The 15,412-nt window shown below is 71.8% G+C and carries 11 protein-coding genes; 9 read left to right on the top strand and 2 right to left on the bottom strand.

The annotated features are described in order from the left end of the window. Nucleotides 1-57 precede the first annotated feature (57 nt). Nucleotides 58-2,739 carry a SpoIIE family protein phosphatase gene (locus OHA65_RS33965; protein ID WP_405763153.1) on the bottom strand — a complete coding sequence of 894 codons (2,682 nt, stop codon included), beginning with the start codon at nucleotides 2,737-2,739 and terminating at the stop codon, nucleotides 58-60. A 78-nt stretch (nucleotides 2,740-2,817) separates the two neighbouring features. After that, entirely contained in the window at nucleotides 2,818-3,219 is a 402-nt protein-coding gene (locus OHA65_RS33970) for a DUF1992 domain-containing protein (protein ID WP_327279960.1), read from the bottom strand. A gap of 200 nt (nucleotides 3,220-3,419) precedes the next feature. Between OHA65_RS33970 and OHA65_RS33975 the strand changes: the two genes are divergently transcribed. The 9 genes from OHA65_RS33975 (at nucleotide 3,420) to OHA65_RS34015 (ending at nucleotide 15,393) form a co-directional block, all read left to right on the top strand. Then, nucleotides 3,420-4,841, top strand: coding sequence for an MFS transporter (locus tag OHA65_RS33975; RefSeq protein ID WP_405763477.1), 1,422 nt, complete (start codon nucleotides 3,420-3,422; stop codon nucleotides 4,839-4,841). Nucleotides 4,842-4,978: 137 nt separating this feature from the next. Next, the gene (locus OHA65_RS33980; RefSeq protein ID WP_405758235.1) at nucleotides 4,979-6,259 is read left to right on the top strand and encodes a lysine N(6)-hydroxylase/L-ornithine N(5)-oxygenase family protein; all 1,281 of its coding nucleotides are present in this window, start codon (nucleotides 4,979-4,981) and stop codon (nucleotides 6,257-6,259) included. Then, a complete protein-coding gene (locus tag OHA65_RS33985) occupies nucleotides 6,259-7,794 on the top strand; it encodes a class I tRNA ligase family protein (RefSeq protein WP_327279962.1) in 1,536 nt (511 codons plus the stop codon). Before OHA65_RS33980 ends, OHA65_RS33985 begins: the two co-directional genes overlap by 1 nt. Beyond that, nucleotides 7,794-8,873, top strand: a complete 1,080-nt coding sequence (locus OHA65_RS33990; RefSeq protein ID WP_405758237.1) for an NAD(P)/FAD-dependent oxidoreductase — start codon at nucleotides 7,794-7,796, stop codon at nucleotides 8,871-8,873. The genes OHA65_RS33985 and OHA65_RS33990 overlap by 1 nt, the downstream gene beginning before the upstream one ends. After that, nucleotides 8,870-10,216: an MFS transporter gene (locus OHA65_RS33995; RefSeq protein ID WP_327279964.1), complete on the top strand. Its 1,347-nt coding sequence runs from the start codon at nucleotides 8,870-8,872 to the stop codon at nucleotides 10,214-10,216. The genes OHA65_RS33990 and OHA65_RS33995 overlap by 4 nt, the downstream gene beginning before the upstream one ends. Continuing rightward, a complete protein-coding gene (locus tag OHA65_RS34000; protein WP_327279965.1) occupies nucleotides 10,213-11,490 on the top strand; it encodes an ATP-grasp domain-containing protein in 1,278 nt (425 codons plus the stop codon). The genes OHA65_RS33995 and OHA65_RS34000 overlap by 4 nt, the downstream gene beginning before the upstream one ends. Further along, on the top strand, nucleotides 11,487-12,764 hold the full coding sequence (locus OHA65_RS34005) for a lysine N(6)-hydroxylase/L-ornithine N(5)-oxygenase family protein (RefSeq protein ID WP_405758241.1): 1,278 nt from the start codon (nucleotides 11,487-11,489) through the stop codon (nucleotides 12,762-12,764). Before OHA65_RS34000 ends, OHA65_RS34005 begins: the two co-directional genes overlap by 4 nt. Next, nucleotides 12,764-14,077 carry an ATP-grasp domain-containing protein gene (locus OHA65_RS34010; RefSeq protein ID WP_405763155.1) on the top strand — a complete coding sequence of 438 codons (1,314 nt, stop codon included), beginning with the start codon at nucleotides 12,764-12,766 and terminating at the stop codon, nucleotides 14,075-14,077. Before OHA65_RS34005 ends, OHA65_RS34010 begins: the two co-directional genes overlap by 1 nt. Before the next feature lie 101 nt (nucleotides 14,078-14,178). Further along, a complete protein-coding gene (locus tag OHA65_RS34015; protein ID WP_405763157.1) occupies nucleotides 14,179-15,393 on the top strand; it encodes an acyl-CoA dehydrogenase family protein in 1,215 nt (404 codons plus the stop codon). Nucleotides 15,394-15,412 lie beyond the last annotated feature (19 nt).

Here is a 15,412-nt window from a genome sequence, read left to right on the forward strand (position 1 = left end):
ACGCGGTTCGGGCTCCGGCACCGTGCGGCTGCGTGACCCGCCCGGGCCCGGGGAAGGTCAGGTCTCCTCCGGGACGGGCAGCGTCTGCTCGGACCAGATGACCTTGCCCTCCGGCGTGTACCGGGCTCCCCAGCGGCGGCTGATCTGTGCCACCAGGAAGAGTCCGCGGCCCCCCTCGTCGGTGGTCGTGGCGTAGTGCAGTCGCGGCGAGCTGCTGCTGCCGTCGAAGACCTCGCAGGTCAGCACCCGGTCGTGCAGGAGCCGTACCCGGACCGGCTCGGCGCCGTGCCGGATCGCGTTGGTGATGAGCTCGCTCAGCACCAGCTCGGTACCGAAGGCGAGCTCCCCCAGACCCCATTCCTCCAGCTTCTCCACGGCCACGGCCCGCATGGCCCCGACCGCGCTCGGCTCGAACGGGACCTCCCACTCGGCGATGCGCTCCGGGGGCAGCGCCGACGTCCGGGCGACCAGCAGGGCCACGTCGTCGCGCGGGCGCACCGGCAGCAGCCGCTCCAGGACCGCCCGGCAGGTCTCCTCGGGCGTGCGGTCCGCGTGGGCCAGGGCCGAGCGGAGCAGCACGAGACCCTCGTCGATGTCCCGGGCAGGGTCCTCGATCAGTCCGTCGGTGTACAGCACCAGCTGGGTGCCCTCGCTCAGGTCCAGCTCGGCCGACTCGAAGGGGAACCCGCCGAGCCCCAGCGGAGCGCCCGCGGGCAGCTCGGGGATCTCCACCGTGCCGTCCGGGCGCACCACCGCCGGCGGCATGTGGCCGGCGCGTGCCACGGTGCAGCGCTGGGTCACCGCGTCGTACACGGCGTACAGGCAGGTGGCTCCGATCAGGCCGCCTTCGCCGCCGCCGCCGTCCACGCTCTGGTCGATGTACTGGACGAGGTCGTCGAGGCGGGCGAGGAGCTCGTCGGGCGGCAGGTCCAGGGACGAGAAGTTCAGTACGGCCGTACGCAGCCGGCCCATGGCCGCGGCGGCGTGTAGGCCGTGCCCGACGACGTCGCCGACGACGAGGGCGACCCGGGAGCCCGGCAGCGGGATCACGTCGAACCAGTCGCCGCCCACCCCCGACTGCGCGGGCAGGTAGTAGTGCGCCACCTCCACGGCGCTCTGTTCGGGCAGATCGCGCGGCAGCAGGCTGCGCTGGAGGGTCACGGCCAGGGCGTGCTCGCGCGTGTAGCGGCGCGCGTTGTCGATGCTGACCCCGGCGCGGGCGACGAGCTCCTCCGCCAGCGACAGGTCCTCCTCGTCGAAGGGCTCCTTCTCGGAGCGCCAGAAGTTGACCACGCCGAGGACGACGCCGCGGGCCTTCACGGGCGCCGTGATCAGGGAGTGGACGCCGAAGTCGATGATGGCCCGGGCCCGGGGCGGGTCCTGGGCGTGCCATCCCGGCGCGTCGGTCAGATCGGTCACGAGCTCGGCGCGGCCGCTGTTGAGCCCGCGCGACTGGGGCGTGGAGGGCAGGAAATCGATCAGCTTGCCCCGCGGGTAGAGCGGGACGTCATCCCGGATGCCGCTGACCCCGGTGCGCCGCAGGTCGGTCTTGACGGCGGTGGGCTCGTCGCCGAGGAGCACGGGTTCCGCCAGGTCGACGGTGACGAAGTCCGCGAAGCGCGGTACGGCGACGTCCGCGAGCTCCTGGGCCGTCTGCTTCACGTCCAAGGTGGTGCCGACGCCTACGCCGGCGTCGTACAGCAGCCTGAGCCGTTTGCGGGCCGCCTCGGCCCGGGTGCTGAGCACCTGCATCTCGGTGGAGTCCCGGATCGTGACGGCCGTGCCCTCGGGCCTGCCGCGGGGCCGGGTCGGGCGCTGGTTGACGACCAGCAGCCGGTCGCCGGCCTCGTGCACCTCGTCGGTGGCCACCCGGCCGGACAGCAGCAGGTCCGCCATCTGCCGGTCGAGCCCCGACAGCTCCCGGATGTGCTGCCCCTCGGCGTCGGGCGGCAGCCTGAGTAGACGTTTCGCCTCGTCGTTGGCGAGGAGGAGCCGGCCGCCGCCATCGGTGATCAGCACGCCCTCGCGCACGGAGTGCAGCACCGCGTCGTGGTGCTCGTACATGCGGGTCATTTCGAGGGGGCCGAGCCCGCGGGTCTGGCGGCGCAGGCGCCGGCTGATCAGTGCGGCGCCTGCGGTGGCCAGCGCGAGGCCGGCCGCGCTGGTCAAGAGGATGAGGGGCAGTTGCCGCTGGAACACTCCGGTGACGTTCTTGACCGTGAGGCCGGCCGACACCAGGCCCACGACCGGGCCGCCGTCCTTGTACGGGTCGGCGAAGACGGGAACCACGGCCTGGATCTCCTGGCCCAGGGGTCCCTTCACGCTCTCGGTGTACACCTGGCCGGCCAGGGAGGGCGCGATGGTGCCCACGAACCGTTTGCCGATGCGGTCGGGGAGCGGATGGGTGTAGCGGATCCCCTGGTCGTTCATCACGACGATGAAGTCCACCCCGGCGTCCTTGCGCGTCACCTCGGTGAGCGGCTGGAGGATCTTGGAGGGGTCGGGGGCGAGGAGCGCCTGGCGCAGTCCGAGCGAATGCGCGAAGGTCTGCGCGACCGCCACCGAGCGGGTCCGGGCCTCCCGGTCCACGTCGTGCCGGGACTGGAGTACGAGGGCCAGTACCGCACCGGCGGCGAGCAGCACCACGATCGCCACCTGGAGGACGAATACCTGTCGGGCGACGCTGCGCGGGCGCTTTTGGCTCAGTGACCGCACCGACGTCCCCGGCACGGGTTGCAAGGATGGGTCACGAGACCATTTGTAGCACTGTCGGTGGTCCTCGGCCGGGAGAGCCGCGAGCGCAGCCCGGGCGAGCCGTCAGTCGCGGCGGCTCTCCCGCCAGGTCCGCAGGGCCTCGTCGACGTCGAATTCGGTGAGGTGGAGGGGCGGTCCCGGCGGCGGTCTGCGCAGGGCCGTGCGGATCTTCTCGTTGATCGCGGTGAGGATGTCGCGCGCCTGGCGTTCCGAGCGGGCCCCGCGCACCGCCTCCAGGGCGTCCTCGGCCTCTTTGCGCAGGGCGAGCGCCGGGGGCAGGGCGGCGAAGCCCTCGCGGTGCATCTTGTCCCTGATCCACCACAGCTCGTCGTACGGGGCGTCGATCGCGGCCAGCGGCTTGCCGTAGCCCGGCAGCTTCTCGAATTCGCCGCGCTCGGCGGCCTCCCTGATCTGCCGGTCCACCCAGGACTCGAAGCTGACGCCCGGTGGCTTGCGCTCGGTCACGGTCCCTCCTCGACGTCCCTGCGGATCAGCGTATCGCCGGGGTGGGCGGCCGACCAGGAAATATCTTGACGTCAAGATTGATCTCCGGCAGGCTACGCAAAGTATCTCGACATCGAGATACTTCGCGGGGGATGCGGAGGCGCGGAATGAGCCGGTGGCGTGGTGCTGGGAAGCGGAAGGACGGGCAGGACGGAGCCGGACTGTTGGCGCAGTTGCGACACCCACCCGGTGGCCGGGACGCCCGGATCATGCTGCTCGCCCAACTGCTGGACCGCACCGGTACGGGGGTGTGGGGCGCGTCCTGCGTCCTGTTCTTCACCTTCGTGACCGGCCTCGACGGCCGGCAGCTGGGCCTGCTGCTGGGCGCGGCCGGGGTGGCGGGCATCGCCGGCTCGCCGCTGGCCGGCCACCTGGCCGACCGCTTCCCCGTACGCACGCTGCTGATCGGCTGCCACCTGCTGCGCCTCGGCACGATCGGCGCGCTGCTCGTGTTCACCCGCTTCGAGGTGCTGGTGCTCGTCGTCGCCGTCACTTCGCTCGGCGACCGGGCGGCCAAGATGCTGGAGATGCTCTTCGCCACGCGGACGGCGGGGGAGCAGCGCGGTACGTACCAGGCGCTGTCGCGGAGCGTGGCGAACGCCGGCTACGCCCTCGGTGCGGGCCTCGCCGCCATCGGCCTCGCCGTCGGCACCCGCGGGGCGTACCAGGTCCTGATCCTCGGCAATGCGCTGTCGTTCCTCGCGGCCGCGGCGCTGGTGTGGCGCACCCGCGAGCGGAGCGGCGGCCGCCGGGGTGCGGCACCGGCGGCGGGTTCCGTCGGCGAGGCTGCGGGCAGCGAGGCCACTGCCGCCGGCACCGGCGACGCTTCCGGCAGCAGTGGCACAGCCGGCGCGGGAGGCGGCGGGCGTGTGGCCGTGGCGGGGCGGTCGGCTCCCGCGAGCCCGTGGCGGGACCGCGGCTACCTCCGGTTCGTCCTCCTGGACATCCCGCTGTGCCTGGACGACTCGATCCTGGGGGTCGGGCTGCCGTTGTGGCTGATCGGCCGTACCGACGCGCCGCACGCCGTGGTCCCGGCCTTCCTCTTCGTCAACACCGTGCTCGTCGTGGCCCTGCAGATGACCGTGTCCGCGAGGGTCCGCACGCCCCGGCAGGCCGCCGGAGCGGCCCGACTGTACGGGCTGACGCTGTTCGCCAGCTGCACGCTCATCGCCCTCACCCCGGCACACGGGGCCTGGGCCGCCTCGATCGCCCTGCTGGCCGCGGCCATGCTGGTCACGGCCGCCGAGCTGCTGCGTTCCGTGAGCTCCTGGGAGCTGGCCGTCTCCCTCGCGCCGCGGGAGGCGAGGGCCTCGTACCTGGGGGTGGCGGGCATGTCCCAGTCCGTACAGAAGTCGGCCGGGCCGGTACTGCTCACCGGGGTGGTGATGACGGCCGGGCCGGCGGGCTGGCTGGTCCTCGGAGCGGCGGTCGCCGGGGTGGCCGTCGTCCAACGGCGCTCCGCACTAGGGCGGTTGGTCGCCTTGGAAGCCGCGGAGGCGGCCGGGGCGAACGCGGAAACGGCGGGCGCCGCACCGGCCGGCGGTCGTACGCGGACGGGGATCGATCCCGCACCGGTGTCCTGATATCGCGCTTCCCGCGCCCTCCTTCCCCACCCAGATTCCCCAGTCGAAGGGACAAGTTCCCCTATCTCCGGGGAACGGCAGAAATCTAGCCTCGCTACTGCCTGTCCGCGACTGGGATCACTGTTCGAGGGGGAAGTGTGGCTGTTCGGGAGGTCGGTGTTCTGGCGATCGGTGCCGGTCCGGCGAATTTGGCGCTCGCCGTGGCCATCGAGGAGTCGGGTTCCGTCGAATTGGCGGACAGTACGCTCCTGTTGGAGCAGAGTCCGGACGTCAAATGGCAGCGTGATCTGCTGATGCCGTGGGCGCGCAGTCAGGTGTCCTTCTTGAAGGACCTGGTGACGCTGCGCAATCCGTCCAGCAGGTTCACGTTCCTCAACTTCCTGCACGAGCAGGGCCGGTTGGACGAGTTCGTGAACCTGGGGACCTTCCACCCGTACCGGTGGGAGTTCTCCGACTACCTCCAGTGGGTCGCCAAGTCGCTGGAGCGGGTGGAGATCCGCTACGGAGCGCGGGCGGCGCAGGTCGATCCGGTGTGCGGGGCGGACGGATCGGTGTCCGGGTGGCGCGTGCTGCTGACCGACGGGGACGAGATCCGCTGCCGCGACCTGGTGGTGGGCGGCGGCCGCGATCCGCGGGTCCCGGAGGTGTTCTCCGGCCTTCCCGACGACCGGCTGATTCACAGTGCGCAGTACCGCACGCGCATTGCACGCATTCCGCGGGACGAACCGGTCCGGGCGGTGGTGGTCGGCGGTGCGCAGAGCGCGGCGGAAATGTTCTACGCCCTGCACGAGAACCTGCCGCACAGCCGGGTGACGATGCTGGTGCGGTCGATCGGGCTGCAGAACTACCAGACGAGCAAGTTCGTCAACGAATTGTTCTTCCCGTCGTTCGTGGACGATTTCTACGACAGTCCGGCGGAGGTGCGGGCGCAGCTCCTGGACGAGATGCGGTTCACGAATTACGCGGGTCTGGCGCCGCCTTTCCTGGACGAGCTGTACACGATGCTCTACCGGCAGAAGGCGCTCGGCCCGCAGCGCTCCGAGGTCCGTGCCATGACCGAGGTGGTCGCCGCGCGGGTCGAGGACGGGGAAGTGGTCCTCGATCTGCGGGACCGGATGAGCGGGAAGACCGAGCCGCTGCGCTGCGACCTCGTGCTGCTCGGCACCGGCTACGACCCCCGCAAGCCGTCCCTCGTAAGGGAGTTGGCGGCGCGCGTAGGGATCGACGAGGTCAGCGTCAGCCGGGCCCACCGGGTCGAGCTCGGTGATTCGGCCTGGGGCGCCGTCTACCTCCAGGGCGTCAACGAGGAGACCCACGGCATCGCCGACTCCCTCATCAGCGTCCTCGCCCACCGCTCCCGGGACATCCTCACCGACCTGCTCGCCCGCCGCGCCACCGTCGAATCCAGGAGCGTCTGATGGAACGGATCCTGGTCATCGCCCCCGGCCCGACCGCGAACGGCGACCTGCACCTCGGCCACCTGGCGGGCCCCTTCCTCGCCGCCGACGTCTGCGCGCGGTACGCCCGCGCCGCCGGTCACGATGTGCTGTTCGGCACGGGCGTGCACTTCACCCAGAACTACATCGTGACCACCGCCCGCCGACTGGGCGTACCGCCCGAAGACCTGCGCATCCGGTCGGCGGGCCAGGTCGAGGAGACCTTGGCGGCCATGGGCATCCGGCCGGACGGGTTCGTCCGGTTCTGTGACCGGTACGTCAAGACCGTCCGGACCTTCTTCGAGCGCCTGCACGGCAGTGGCGGACTGCGACTGAAGGCCCTCCCGTTCCCCTACGCTCCGCGCACCGGCGAGTACCTCACCGACGCCTACGTGCGCGGCGGCTGTCCGGTGTGCCTCGCCGACGGGTGCGCCGGGCTCTGCGAGAACTGCGGTCACTGGATCGCGTCCGGCGACCTGATCGGACCGCGCTCCACCCTGCACCCCGAGGACCCCGTCGAACTGCGCGAACAGCAGGTACTGGTGCTGCCGCTCGAAGACCACCGCGAGGCGCTCGTCGCCCACTTCGCCCGGCACGGCGCGACGATGCGCCCGCGCCTGGCCCAGATGGTCGAGGAGATCCTCGCCCGGCCGCTCCCCGACTACCCGATCACACTGCCCATCGCCTGGGGCATCCCCGCCCCCTTCCCGGAGGTCGCCGGCCAGGTGATCTACGCGGATGCCGAGACGATCGCGTGGAGCATGCACGCCACCGCGCTGGCCGCCGAAGAGCGCGGTGAAGTACTGGCCGCGGAAGACGAGTTGTGGTTCTCCGAGGCCGGCAACAAGGTGGTCTACTTCTTCGGGTCCGACGCGGGCTTCGCCTTCGCGGTCGTCGGGGCGGCCATGCTGGAGGCGCTGGGCGGCTACACCCTGCCCGAGCACTTCGTCACCAACGAGTTCTACGAACTGGACCACGACAAGTTCTCCACCAGCCGCGGCCACGTCGTCTCGGGCCGGGAGCTGGCCGCCGAGGTGCCCCGCGACCTCATCCGCTTCTACCTCGCCGCGACCGGCCCGGACTTCCAGCGCACCAACTTCACCCGCGAGGCACTGGCCCGGGTGACTGGCGAACGACTCGTCCAGCCGTGGAACCGGGTCGCCGACAAGATCGACCGCTGGGTCGACAAGGGGCCGCTGCCGGTGTCCGAGCGGTCCCGGGAGGCGGCCGCACGCCTCCTGGAGCGCTTCGCCGCCGCCTGCGACGTCCGCCGGTTCAGCCTGACCGCCGCCGCCTTCACCCTGACCGAGCAGCTCGCCCGGCTGGACCGGTGGGAGCCGGGACCCGCCGACGCGGGCGACTTCTGCCACGAGGTCGACGTGTTCCTGCGCTGCGCCGCGCCGCTGCTGATCGACCTCGCCGAGCAAGCCCTCCCGGACCCCGCGATCCCCACCGAACCGTACGCCGCGCAGTTCACCCCCGTACGGCTGCCGCGCCTGGCGGAGTCGGGCCGGTGATGGCGGCGGCCCCCGCCCGGCGGCGGACCGCGGCCGCGGTGGTGATCGTGGGAGCCGGCGTCACCGGGCTGCTGACCGCGGTGGGGTGCGCGCTCGCCGGCCACCGCGTGACCGTGCTCGACCGGGGTGCGATCCCCAACCCGCAGTCCAGCTCCTTCGACCAGCACCGGGTCATCCGTACGCTCAGCCCGGACGGCGCGGACGCCACCCGGCGCATGATCGCCGCCCGCCACCGCTGGCGGGAACTGGAAACCCTGCTCGGAACCCGCCTCCACCGCCCGGTCGGCGTGGTCACCGCCTGGCCCCGGGAACGCCTCGCCGAGCTGACCGCACCGGCAGCCGAAGCCGGGGTCCGCGTACGGACGGTCGAACCGCGGACGCTGCCGCACCTGGAGTTCCCGCCGGACTCGACCGGGGTGATGGACGAGGCCGCCGGGGTGCTGCTCGCGGAGCGGGTCCTACACGCCGCGGCCCGCTGGCTCGCCGCGCATCCGGCGGTGACGCTGCGGCCGTACTGCGCGGTGACCGGGATCGACGCGGACTCCGGCAAGGTCCGGGTGGCCGACGGCGAGCGCACGGGCGCCGACCTGGTCCTCCTCGCGGCAGGCCCGTGGACCCGCGAACTGGCCGGGCCGCCGGTGGTACTGCACCGCCAGACCATGGTCTACCTGCGCCCCCCGCCGGACGCCGCGCGTTGGTGGGAGCAAGCACCGGCGGCCGGGGGCCTGGGCACCGACGGCCGGGCCTGGGCGGTGCCGCCCGGCGCCGGCACCCTCCTGAAGATCAGCTCCGACGCGGTCCGCCGCGAGGTGGACACCACCGCGGACTGTGAAGCCGAGGACCAGGCGCCCTGGGCCGAGCGGCTGGCCGCCGCGCCGCCGCTGACCGGACTGCACCGCTACACCGTGGTCGCCGTGAAGCCGTGCCACTACACGTCCGACGCGGACACCGGCGGCCCGCTGCTCGCCCGCGTGGGTCCCGCCGTCTGGTCACGGGCGGCGTGCGGCGGCTCCGGATTCAGCGCGGCTCCGCTCGTCGCGGACCGCATCGTCGATGTCTTGAGGGAAGGGGCGGCATGACGGAGGAAGCTCCGGTCCGGGTGTTCGACGCGCTGAAGGCGACTCCGACACCCGTCCGCTATCTCCTCGGCGGTGTACTGGTCAACCAACTCGGCGCGTTCGTACAGACGTTCCTCGTGCTGTACTTGACCTACCGCGGCGCATCGGTCAGCGCGGCGGGCCTCGCGCTCGTCGCCTACAGCATCGGCTCGATCTTCGGGACGATGCTGGGCGCCGAGATCACCCACCGGTTCGGCCCGCGGACCACCATCACGGCCTCCATGGCCGCCTCGGCCCCGCTGGTGGCCTCGATCTCCTGGCTGAGCGGGCCGGGGATGCTGTGGCCGCTGCTCGTCGTGGTCGGGCTCGCGGGCCTGTTCACCCAGGGGTACCGGCCGGCGGCCGCCGTGCTGCTCAGCGACCTGATGCCGGAGCGGTACCAGGTCATGGCGTTCTCGATGATGCGCATCGCGTTGAACATCGGCGCCGCCCTGGCCCCGCTGGTCGCCGCGGTGGTCATCCTGGTCAACTGGGACCTGCTGTTCTGGATCGACGGCGCGACCGCGCTCGTCTACGCGCTGCTGGCCTTCGCGCTGCTCCCCGGGAAGGCTGTGGAGCCCGCAGAGGACCAGGGCCCGGAGCGGGACGCCGAGCCGCCTGCCGCGGACGCGCACCGGGCCGGGACCGCGTCCGCGGCAGACGGCACCGTGCAGGCCGCGGACGGCCGTTCGGCGTACGCCACGATGCTCCGCGACCGGAAGTACCTGCTCTACCTCGGCGCCATCCTGCTCGGCTCGCTGACCTACGCGCAGGGCCACATCGCCCTGCCGCTGGAGCTCGCCGCGGACCACTATCCGACGAGCTTCTACAGCACCGTGCTCACCGTGTCCTCCGTCGTACTGATCACCTGCGAGCTCAAGATCACGGCCTATCTCAGCAGGCTGCCCAAGCACGTCCGGGTGATCACCGGCCACCTGGTGGAGGCCGCCGGCCTCGCGGTCTACGCACTGTCCTCCCGATCCGGGGCGTTCACCATCACCGGCGCGGTCCTGGTCGTCTGCGGGATCATGATCGCCGCACCGAGCATGTTCGCCCACCCGGCGACCTTCCCCGCGGCGGTCAAGGCCCGCTACATCGGCACCATGCAGGCCGTGGGCGGGGCGGCCTCCGCTCTCGCGCCGCTGTTCGGCGTCTACCTGTGGACCAGGCTCGGCGGCGGGTTCTGGCTGCTGTGCGGGGTCGTGACCGCCGTGGCCGGACTGTTCGCCCTGGCCGGTGTGCGACGGCCCACCGAACCGGCTCCGGCGAAGGACGCGGAGCACCGTACCGAAGGCGAGCCCGAAGCCGTCGGAGGCACCTCATGACCGGGCGGCAGGGGGAGACGGCCACCGGGCCGGTCCTGATCGTGGGGTTCGTCGGCGTCACGCTCGCCGCGATCGGGGAGTTCCAGCCGGACGACTCGGTGATCTACGTCGAGGAGCCCGACGTCGTCCGCAAGCGGCACGTGCGCGAGCAGATCGACGGGGTGGCGTTCGTCCGCGGCCTGATCGAGTGGGAGTACCACCTCGACGGCAAGGCCGACGAGTTCCACAACGCCCACCCCGACCTGGCACCCGTCGCGGTCATCCCGGCGATCGAGTACGCGACCCCGTTCGCGGCGCGCCTCGCAGAACGCTACGGCCTGCCCGGCGCCGGACTCGGAGCCGCCCGGATCCTGCGCGACAAGGCCCTGCTGCGGCAGGTCAGCGCCGCGGCCGGGATAGCCAACCCGGCGAGCGTCCGCGTGGACGGCCCGGCAGACGTACGCGAATTCCAGCGCGGCCGGGGCGGACCCGTCGTGCTCAAGCCCGCCAACCGGCAGGCCGCCGTGGGCACCCGCGTGATCCACGACCCGGCCGAGGCCGAACGGGCCTGGGCGGACTGCCTCGTCCAGGACGAGGGCGTCTTCGTACCGGACCGCCCCATGGAGCGGTCCATGCTCGCCGAACAGTACGTCGACGGACCCGAGTTCAGTGTCGAGATGCTCGTGCGCGACGGGCGCGCGCTGTTCGTCAACGTCACCGGCAAGCAGCTGTTCCCCGGTCCCCACCCGGTGGAGATGGCGCACACCGTGCCGGCCGACATCCCGCAGGCCCTCGCGCAGACCCTCGGCGCACAGACGCAACGCGTGGTCCGGGCCGTCGGATTCCGCGACGGGATCGTGCACTGCGAATGGATCGTCTCGGACGGTGTCCCGTACCTCGTGGAATGCGCGGGCCGACTCGCCGGAGGCGGCATCGTCGACACGATCCAGCTCGCCTACCCGGTGCAGCTCATGCGCAGCTACTACGCCGTGATGAAGGGCGAAGAGCCCCCGGCCGAACTGCCCCGGCGGGCCGAGGGCGGAGCGGCCGTACGGTTCCTCGCCGCCGGACCGGGCCGGGTCACGGCCGTCCACGGCGCGCAGGAGGCCCGGCAGGTCGACGGCGTGTTCCTGGTCGCGGTCACCGCCGAGCCGGGCGACCGGTTCACCGGCCTGCGCCACTCCTGGGACCGGGCGGGAATCGTCATGGCCACCGCGGACACCTCCGCCGAGGCGCTGCGGCGGGCCGATGCCGCCGCGGACAGGATCCGGATCGACATCGAGGAGGAAGCATGACGGTGCGCGAGGTCGGTGTACTGGCGATCGGTGCGGGGCCGGCGAATCTGGCGCTCGCCGTGGCCATCGAAGAGTCGGGTTCGCCCGAACTGGCAGACAACACGTTGTTGTTGGAGCAGAGTCCGGACGTCAAATGGCAGCGTGATCTGCTGATGCCGTGGGCGCGGAGTCAGGTGTCCTTCTTGAAAGACCTGGTGACGCTGCGCAATCCGTCCAGCAGGTTCACGTTCCTCAACTTCCTGCACAAGCAGGGCCGGTTGGACGAGTTCGTGAACCTGGGGACCTTCCACCCGTACCGGTGGGAGTTCTCCGACTACCTCCAGTGGGTCGCCACCTCTCTGGAGCGGGTGCGGATCCAGTACGGGGCCCGGGCGGCGCAGATCGATCCGGTGGTCGATCCGGACGGCTCGGTCACCGGATGGAGCGTGTTGCTGACCGACGGGGACGAGATCCGCTGCCGGGACCTCGTCGTCGGTGGCGGCCGAGACCCGCGCGTGCCGGACGTCTTCGCCGGGCTGCCGGCGGACCGGCTGATCCACAGCGGCCAGTACCGGACCCGCATCGGGGAGATCGCGAAGGACGAACCGGTCCGGGCGGTGGTGGTCGGCGGTGCGCAGAGCGCGGCGGAAATGTTCTACGCCCTGCACGAGAACCTGCCGCACAGCCGGGTGACGATGCTGGTGCGGTCGATCGGGCTGCAGAACTACCAGACGAGCAAGTTCGTCAACGAGCGGTTCTTCCCCTCGTTCGTCGACGAGTTCTACGACAGCCCTGCGGAGGTCCGGGCCCAGGTCCTGGACGAGATGAGGCTGACCAACTACGCGGGTCTGGCGCCGCCATTCCTCGACGAGCTGTACACGATGCTCTACCGGCAGAAGGCGCTCGGCCCGCAGCGCTCCGAGGTCCGTGCCATGACCGAGGTGGTCGCCGCGCGGGTCGAGGACGGGGAAGTGGTCCTCGACCTGCGGGACCGGATGAGCGGGAAGACCGAGCCGCTGCGCTGCGACCTCGTGCTGCTCGGCACCGGCTACGACCCCCGCAAGCCGGCCCTCGTAAGGGAGTTGGCGGCGCGCGTCGGGATCGACGAGGTCAGCGTCAGCCGGGCCCACCGGGTGGAACTCGGCGAGTCGGCCCGCGGCGCCGTCTACCTCCAGGGCGTCAACGAGGAGACCCACGGCATCGCCGACTCCCTCATCAGCGTCCTCGCCCACCGCTCCCGGGACATCCTCACCGACCTGCTCGCCCGCCACGCGGTCGGCGCCGGGAGGCCGTGATGACCGACGACGTGACGACCACCGGCAGGGGAGCCCTGCTGGTCATCGGCAGCGGGCTCAAGGTGTACCGCGAGTACCTCGTCGCACCGATCCGGCGCCGCGCCCGCGCTGCCGGCCTGGACATGGTGCTGCTGAACAACCTCAAGCCCACCTGGCAGCACGACTACTTCGACGAGATCATCGTCGCCAACGTCTTCGACTCCGAGGCGATGGGTGCGGCGGCGCGCGAGGTCGCCGCACGCCGCCGCATCGTCGGCCTGATGTGCTGGGACGAGCCGCTGGTCCTGGACGCAGGGCTGCTCGCCGTCGAGTTCGGTGTGCCCGGGCTGTCCGTGCCCGGCGTACGCGGCTGCCGAGACAAGCAGCTCACCCGGGCCGAACTCACCGCGGCGGGCCTGTACCAGCCGGGGTTCGAGCTGACCACCACCGTGGAGCAGGCCAGGGCGGCGGCCGCGCGGATCGGCTATCCCGTCGTGATCAAGCCGCGGGCGATGGGCGCGAGCATCGGCGTCGTGTACGCCGCCGAGGAGGCCGAGCTGGACGCCGCCTTCCGCATCGCCCTGGCCGCGAGCGAGGTCGACCCGGGTCCCTACCGGGCGAGCGCCATCGTCGAGGCGTACGCGCCCGGTCCGGAGATCAGCATCGACGGCGCCGTGCACAAGGGCGAGTACCTCCCGATGTTCGTGGCCCGCAAGCACAGCAGTGACCAGCCGTACTTCGAGGAGGTCGGGCACCTCGTCGACGCGGCCGACCCGCTGATGGCCGACCCCGATCTGATGCGCATCCTGGCCCGGGCCCATCAGGTGCTCGGCATCGAGGACGGCATCACCCACAGCGAGGTCCGGCTGACCGCGCGCGGACCGCTGATCATCGAGATCAACGGCCGGCTCGGCGGGGACCTGATCCCCTTCCTCGGCCGGACCGCCACCGGCATCGAGCCCGGCGAGGTGCTGTTCGACGTGGCCACCGGCCAGCGCCCGGACACCCGGCCCACCCGGCGGGCCGTCGCGGGCATCCGGTTCGGCTACCCGGAGCGGGACTGCCTGCTGCGGTCGGTCGCCGTGCCGGCCCGGGCGCCCGGCCTGGTCGCCGCCGCACCGATGGCCGAGCCCGGCACCACCCTCCGGCTGCCCCCGGGCGGCTACCTGGCACGCCACTCCTTCGTGGTGTGCGAGGCCGAGGACACACGGACCTGCCTGGAGCGGCTGGACACGGCGGCCGCGCTCGTCGAGCTGGACGCCGAGCCGGTCGGCCCGCCGGATCCGGACGCGCCGTTCGAGATGCCGGCCGGCCTGCTCGACGTGGACGAATGACCCCCACCGCGACGAACGCGACGAACGCAACGACCGCGACGACCGCGACGAACGCGGTGAAGACGGCAGCACGCAGCACACCATCACCCGAGGGGGAACGCATGAGCACGACCCGGAACCCGGGCACCGGAGCACCCACGACCGCGGAAGAGATCCTGGAGCGGGCCAAGGCTCTGGCTCCGCGGCTGCGGGAGCGGTCGGCGGAGATCGAACGGGCCCAGCAACTCCCCGCGGAGGTCGTGGAGATGCTGCGCGGCACCGGAGTGTTCCGGATGTGCTTCGGGCCCGAGTGGGGTGGTCCCGAGCTGACGTCGATGCAGCAGGCCGAGGTCGTGGAGACGCTGGCCTACGGGGACGCCTCCGCAGGCTGGTGCGCGGCGATCGGCGCGATGACCGGGGCGATCAGCAACTTCCTGGACCCCGCCGTGGTCAAGGAGGTGTTCCCGAGCCCGGACATGATCACCGCCGGGCTGATCGCACCCGCCGGGCACGCCGAGCGGGTACCCGGCGGTTTCCGGCTGACGGGCCGGTGGTCGTTCGGCAGCGGGATCACCCATGCCGACTGGGTGACCTCCGGGGCGTTCATCTACCAGGACGGCAAGCCGTGGGCGAGCCCGGACGGAAGCAATGCACACGCATCGCGCCAGTTCCTGGTACCGGCCCACGAGGTCGAGGTCGTCGGGAACTGGGACACCACCGGCCTGTGCGGCAGTGGGAGCAGCGACTACACGATCACCGACGTGTTCGTGCCCGAGGAACACACCTACACCTTCTACAAGGTGCGGGGCCGGACCGACACTCCGATCGCCCAGCCCGACTCCTTCATGCGCAGCCTGTGCGCGGTACCGCTCGGGGTGGCCCGGGCCGCACTGGACCACGCCCGCGAGACCGCGCTCACCCGGGTGGACAAGATGACCAACACGCCGTGGGCGGACCTCTTCCGCGTGCAGGTCACCCTCGCCGAATGCGAGGCGGAGTTCAACGCCGCCCGCAGCGGCGTCTACAGCAGCTCGCAGCGGCACTGGGACGTACTGGCGGGAGGCGGCACCCTCGACGACCTCACGGCCACCGAGCGGGCCGCGTCCTCGCTCGCCTGGGTGCACGCCTTCCGCACCTCGCGGGCGATCGTGAACCGGCTCTACGACCTGCTCCAGGCCTGGTCGATCAACCGGTCCTCGCCGATGGACCGCTGGATGCGGGACACCGCGACCATGTGCCAGCACGTCGCCGCCTCGGACCTGATCCTCGAATCCGGCGGCGCCTACCTGCTGGGCAGGCCGCCCAAGTTCCGGATGAGCCTCGGCATCGTCAAGTAGGGCCAAGTGAAAGGCGATC

This window comes from Streptomyces sp. NBC_00045 (assembly GCF_045041095.1).
Classification (GTDB): domain Bacteria; phylum Actinomycetota; class Actinomycetes; order Streptomycetales; family Streptomycetaceae; genus Streptomyces.

Bases quoted from the DNA above. Each gene is read 5' to 3' on its own strand.
- OHA65_RS33985 (WP_327279962.1), top strand. From the start codon at position 6,259: ATGGAACGGATCCTGGTCATCGCCCCCGGCCCGACCGCGAACGGCGAC.
- OHA65_RS33990 (WP_405758237.1), top strand. From the start codon at position 7,794: ATGGCGGCGGCCCCCGCCCGGCGGCGGACCGCGGCCGCGGTGGTGATC.
- OHA65_RS33995 (WP_327279964.1), top strand. From the start codon at position 8,870: ATGACGGAGGAAGCTCCGGTCCGGGTGTTCGACGCGCTGAAGGCGACT.
- OHA65_RS34000 (WP_327279965.1), top strand. From the start codon at position 10,213: ATGACCGGGCGGCAGGGGGAGACGGCCACCGGGCCGGTCCTGATCGTG.
- OHA65_RS34005 (WP_405758241.1), top strand. From the start codon at position 11,487: ATGACGGTGCGCGAGGTCGGTGTACTGGCGATCGGTGCGGGGCCGGCG.
- OHA65_RS34010 (WP_405763155.1), top strand. From the start codon at position 12,764: ATGACCGACGACGTGACGACCACCGGCAGGGGAGCCCTGCTGGTCATC.
- OHA65_RS34015 (WP_405763157.1), top strand. From the start codon at position 14,179: ATGAGCACGACCCGGAACCCGGGCACCGGAGCACCCACGACCGCGGAA.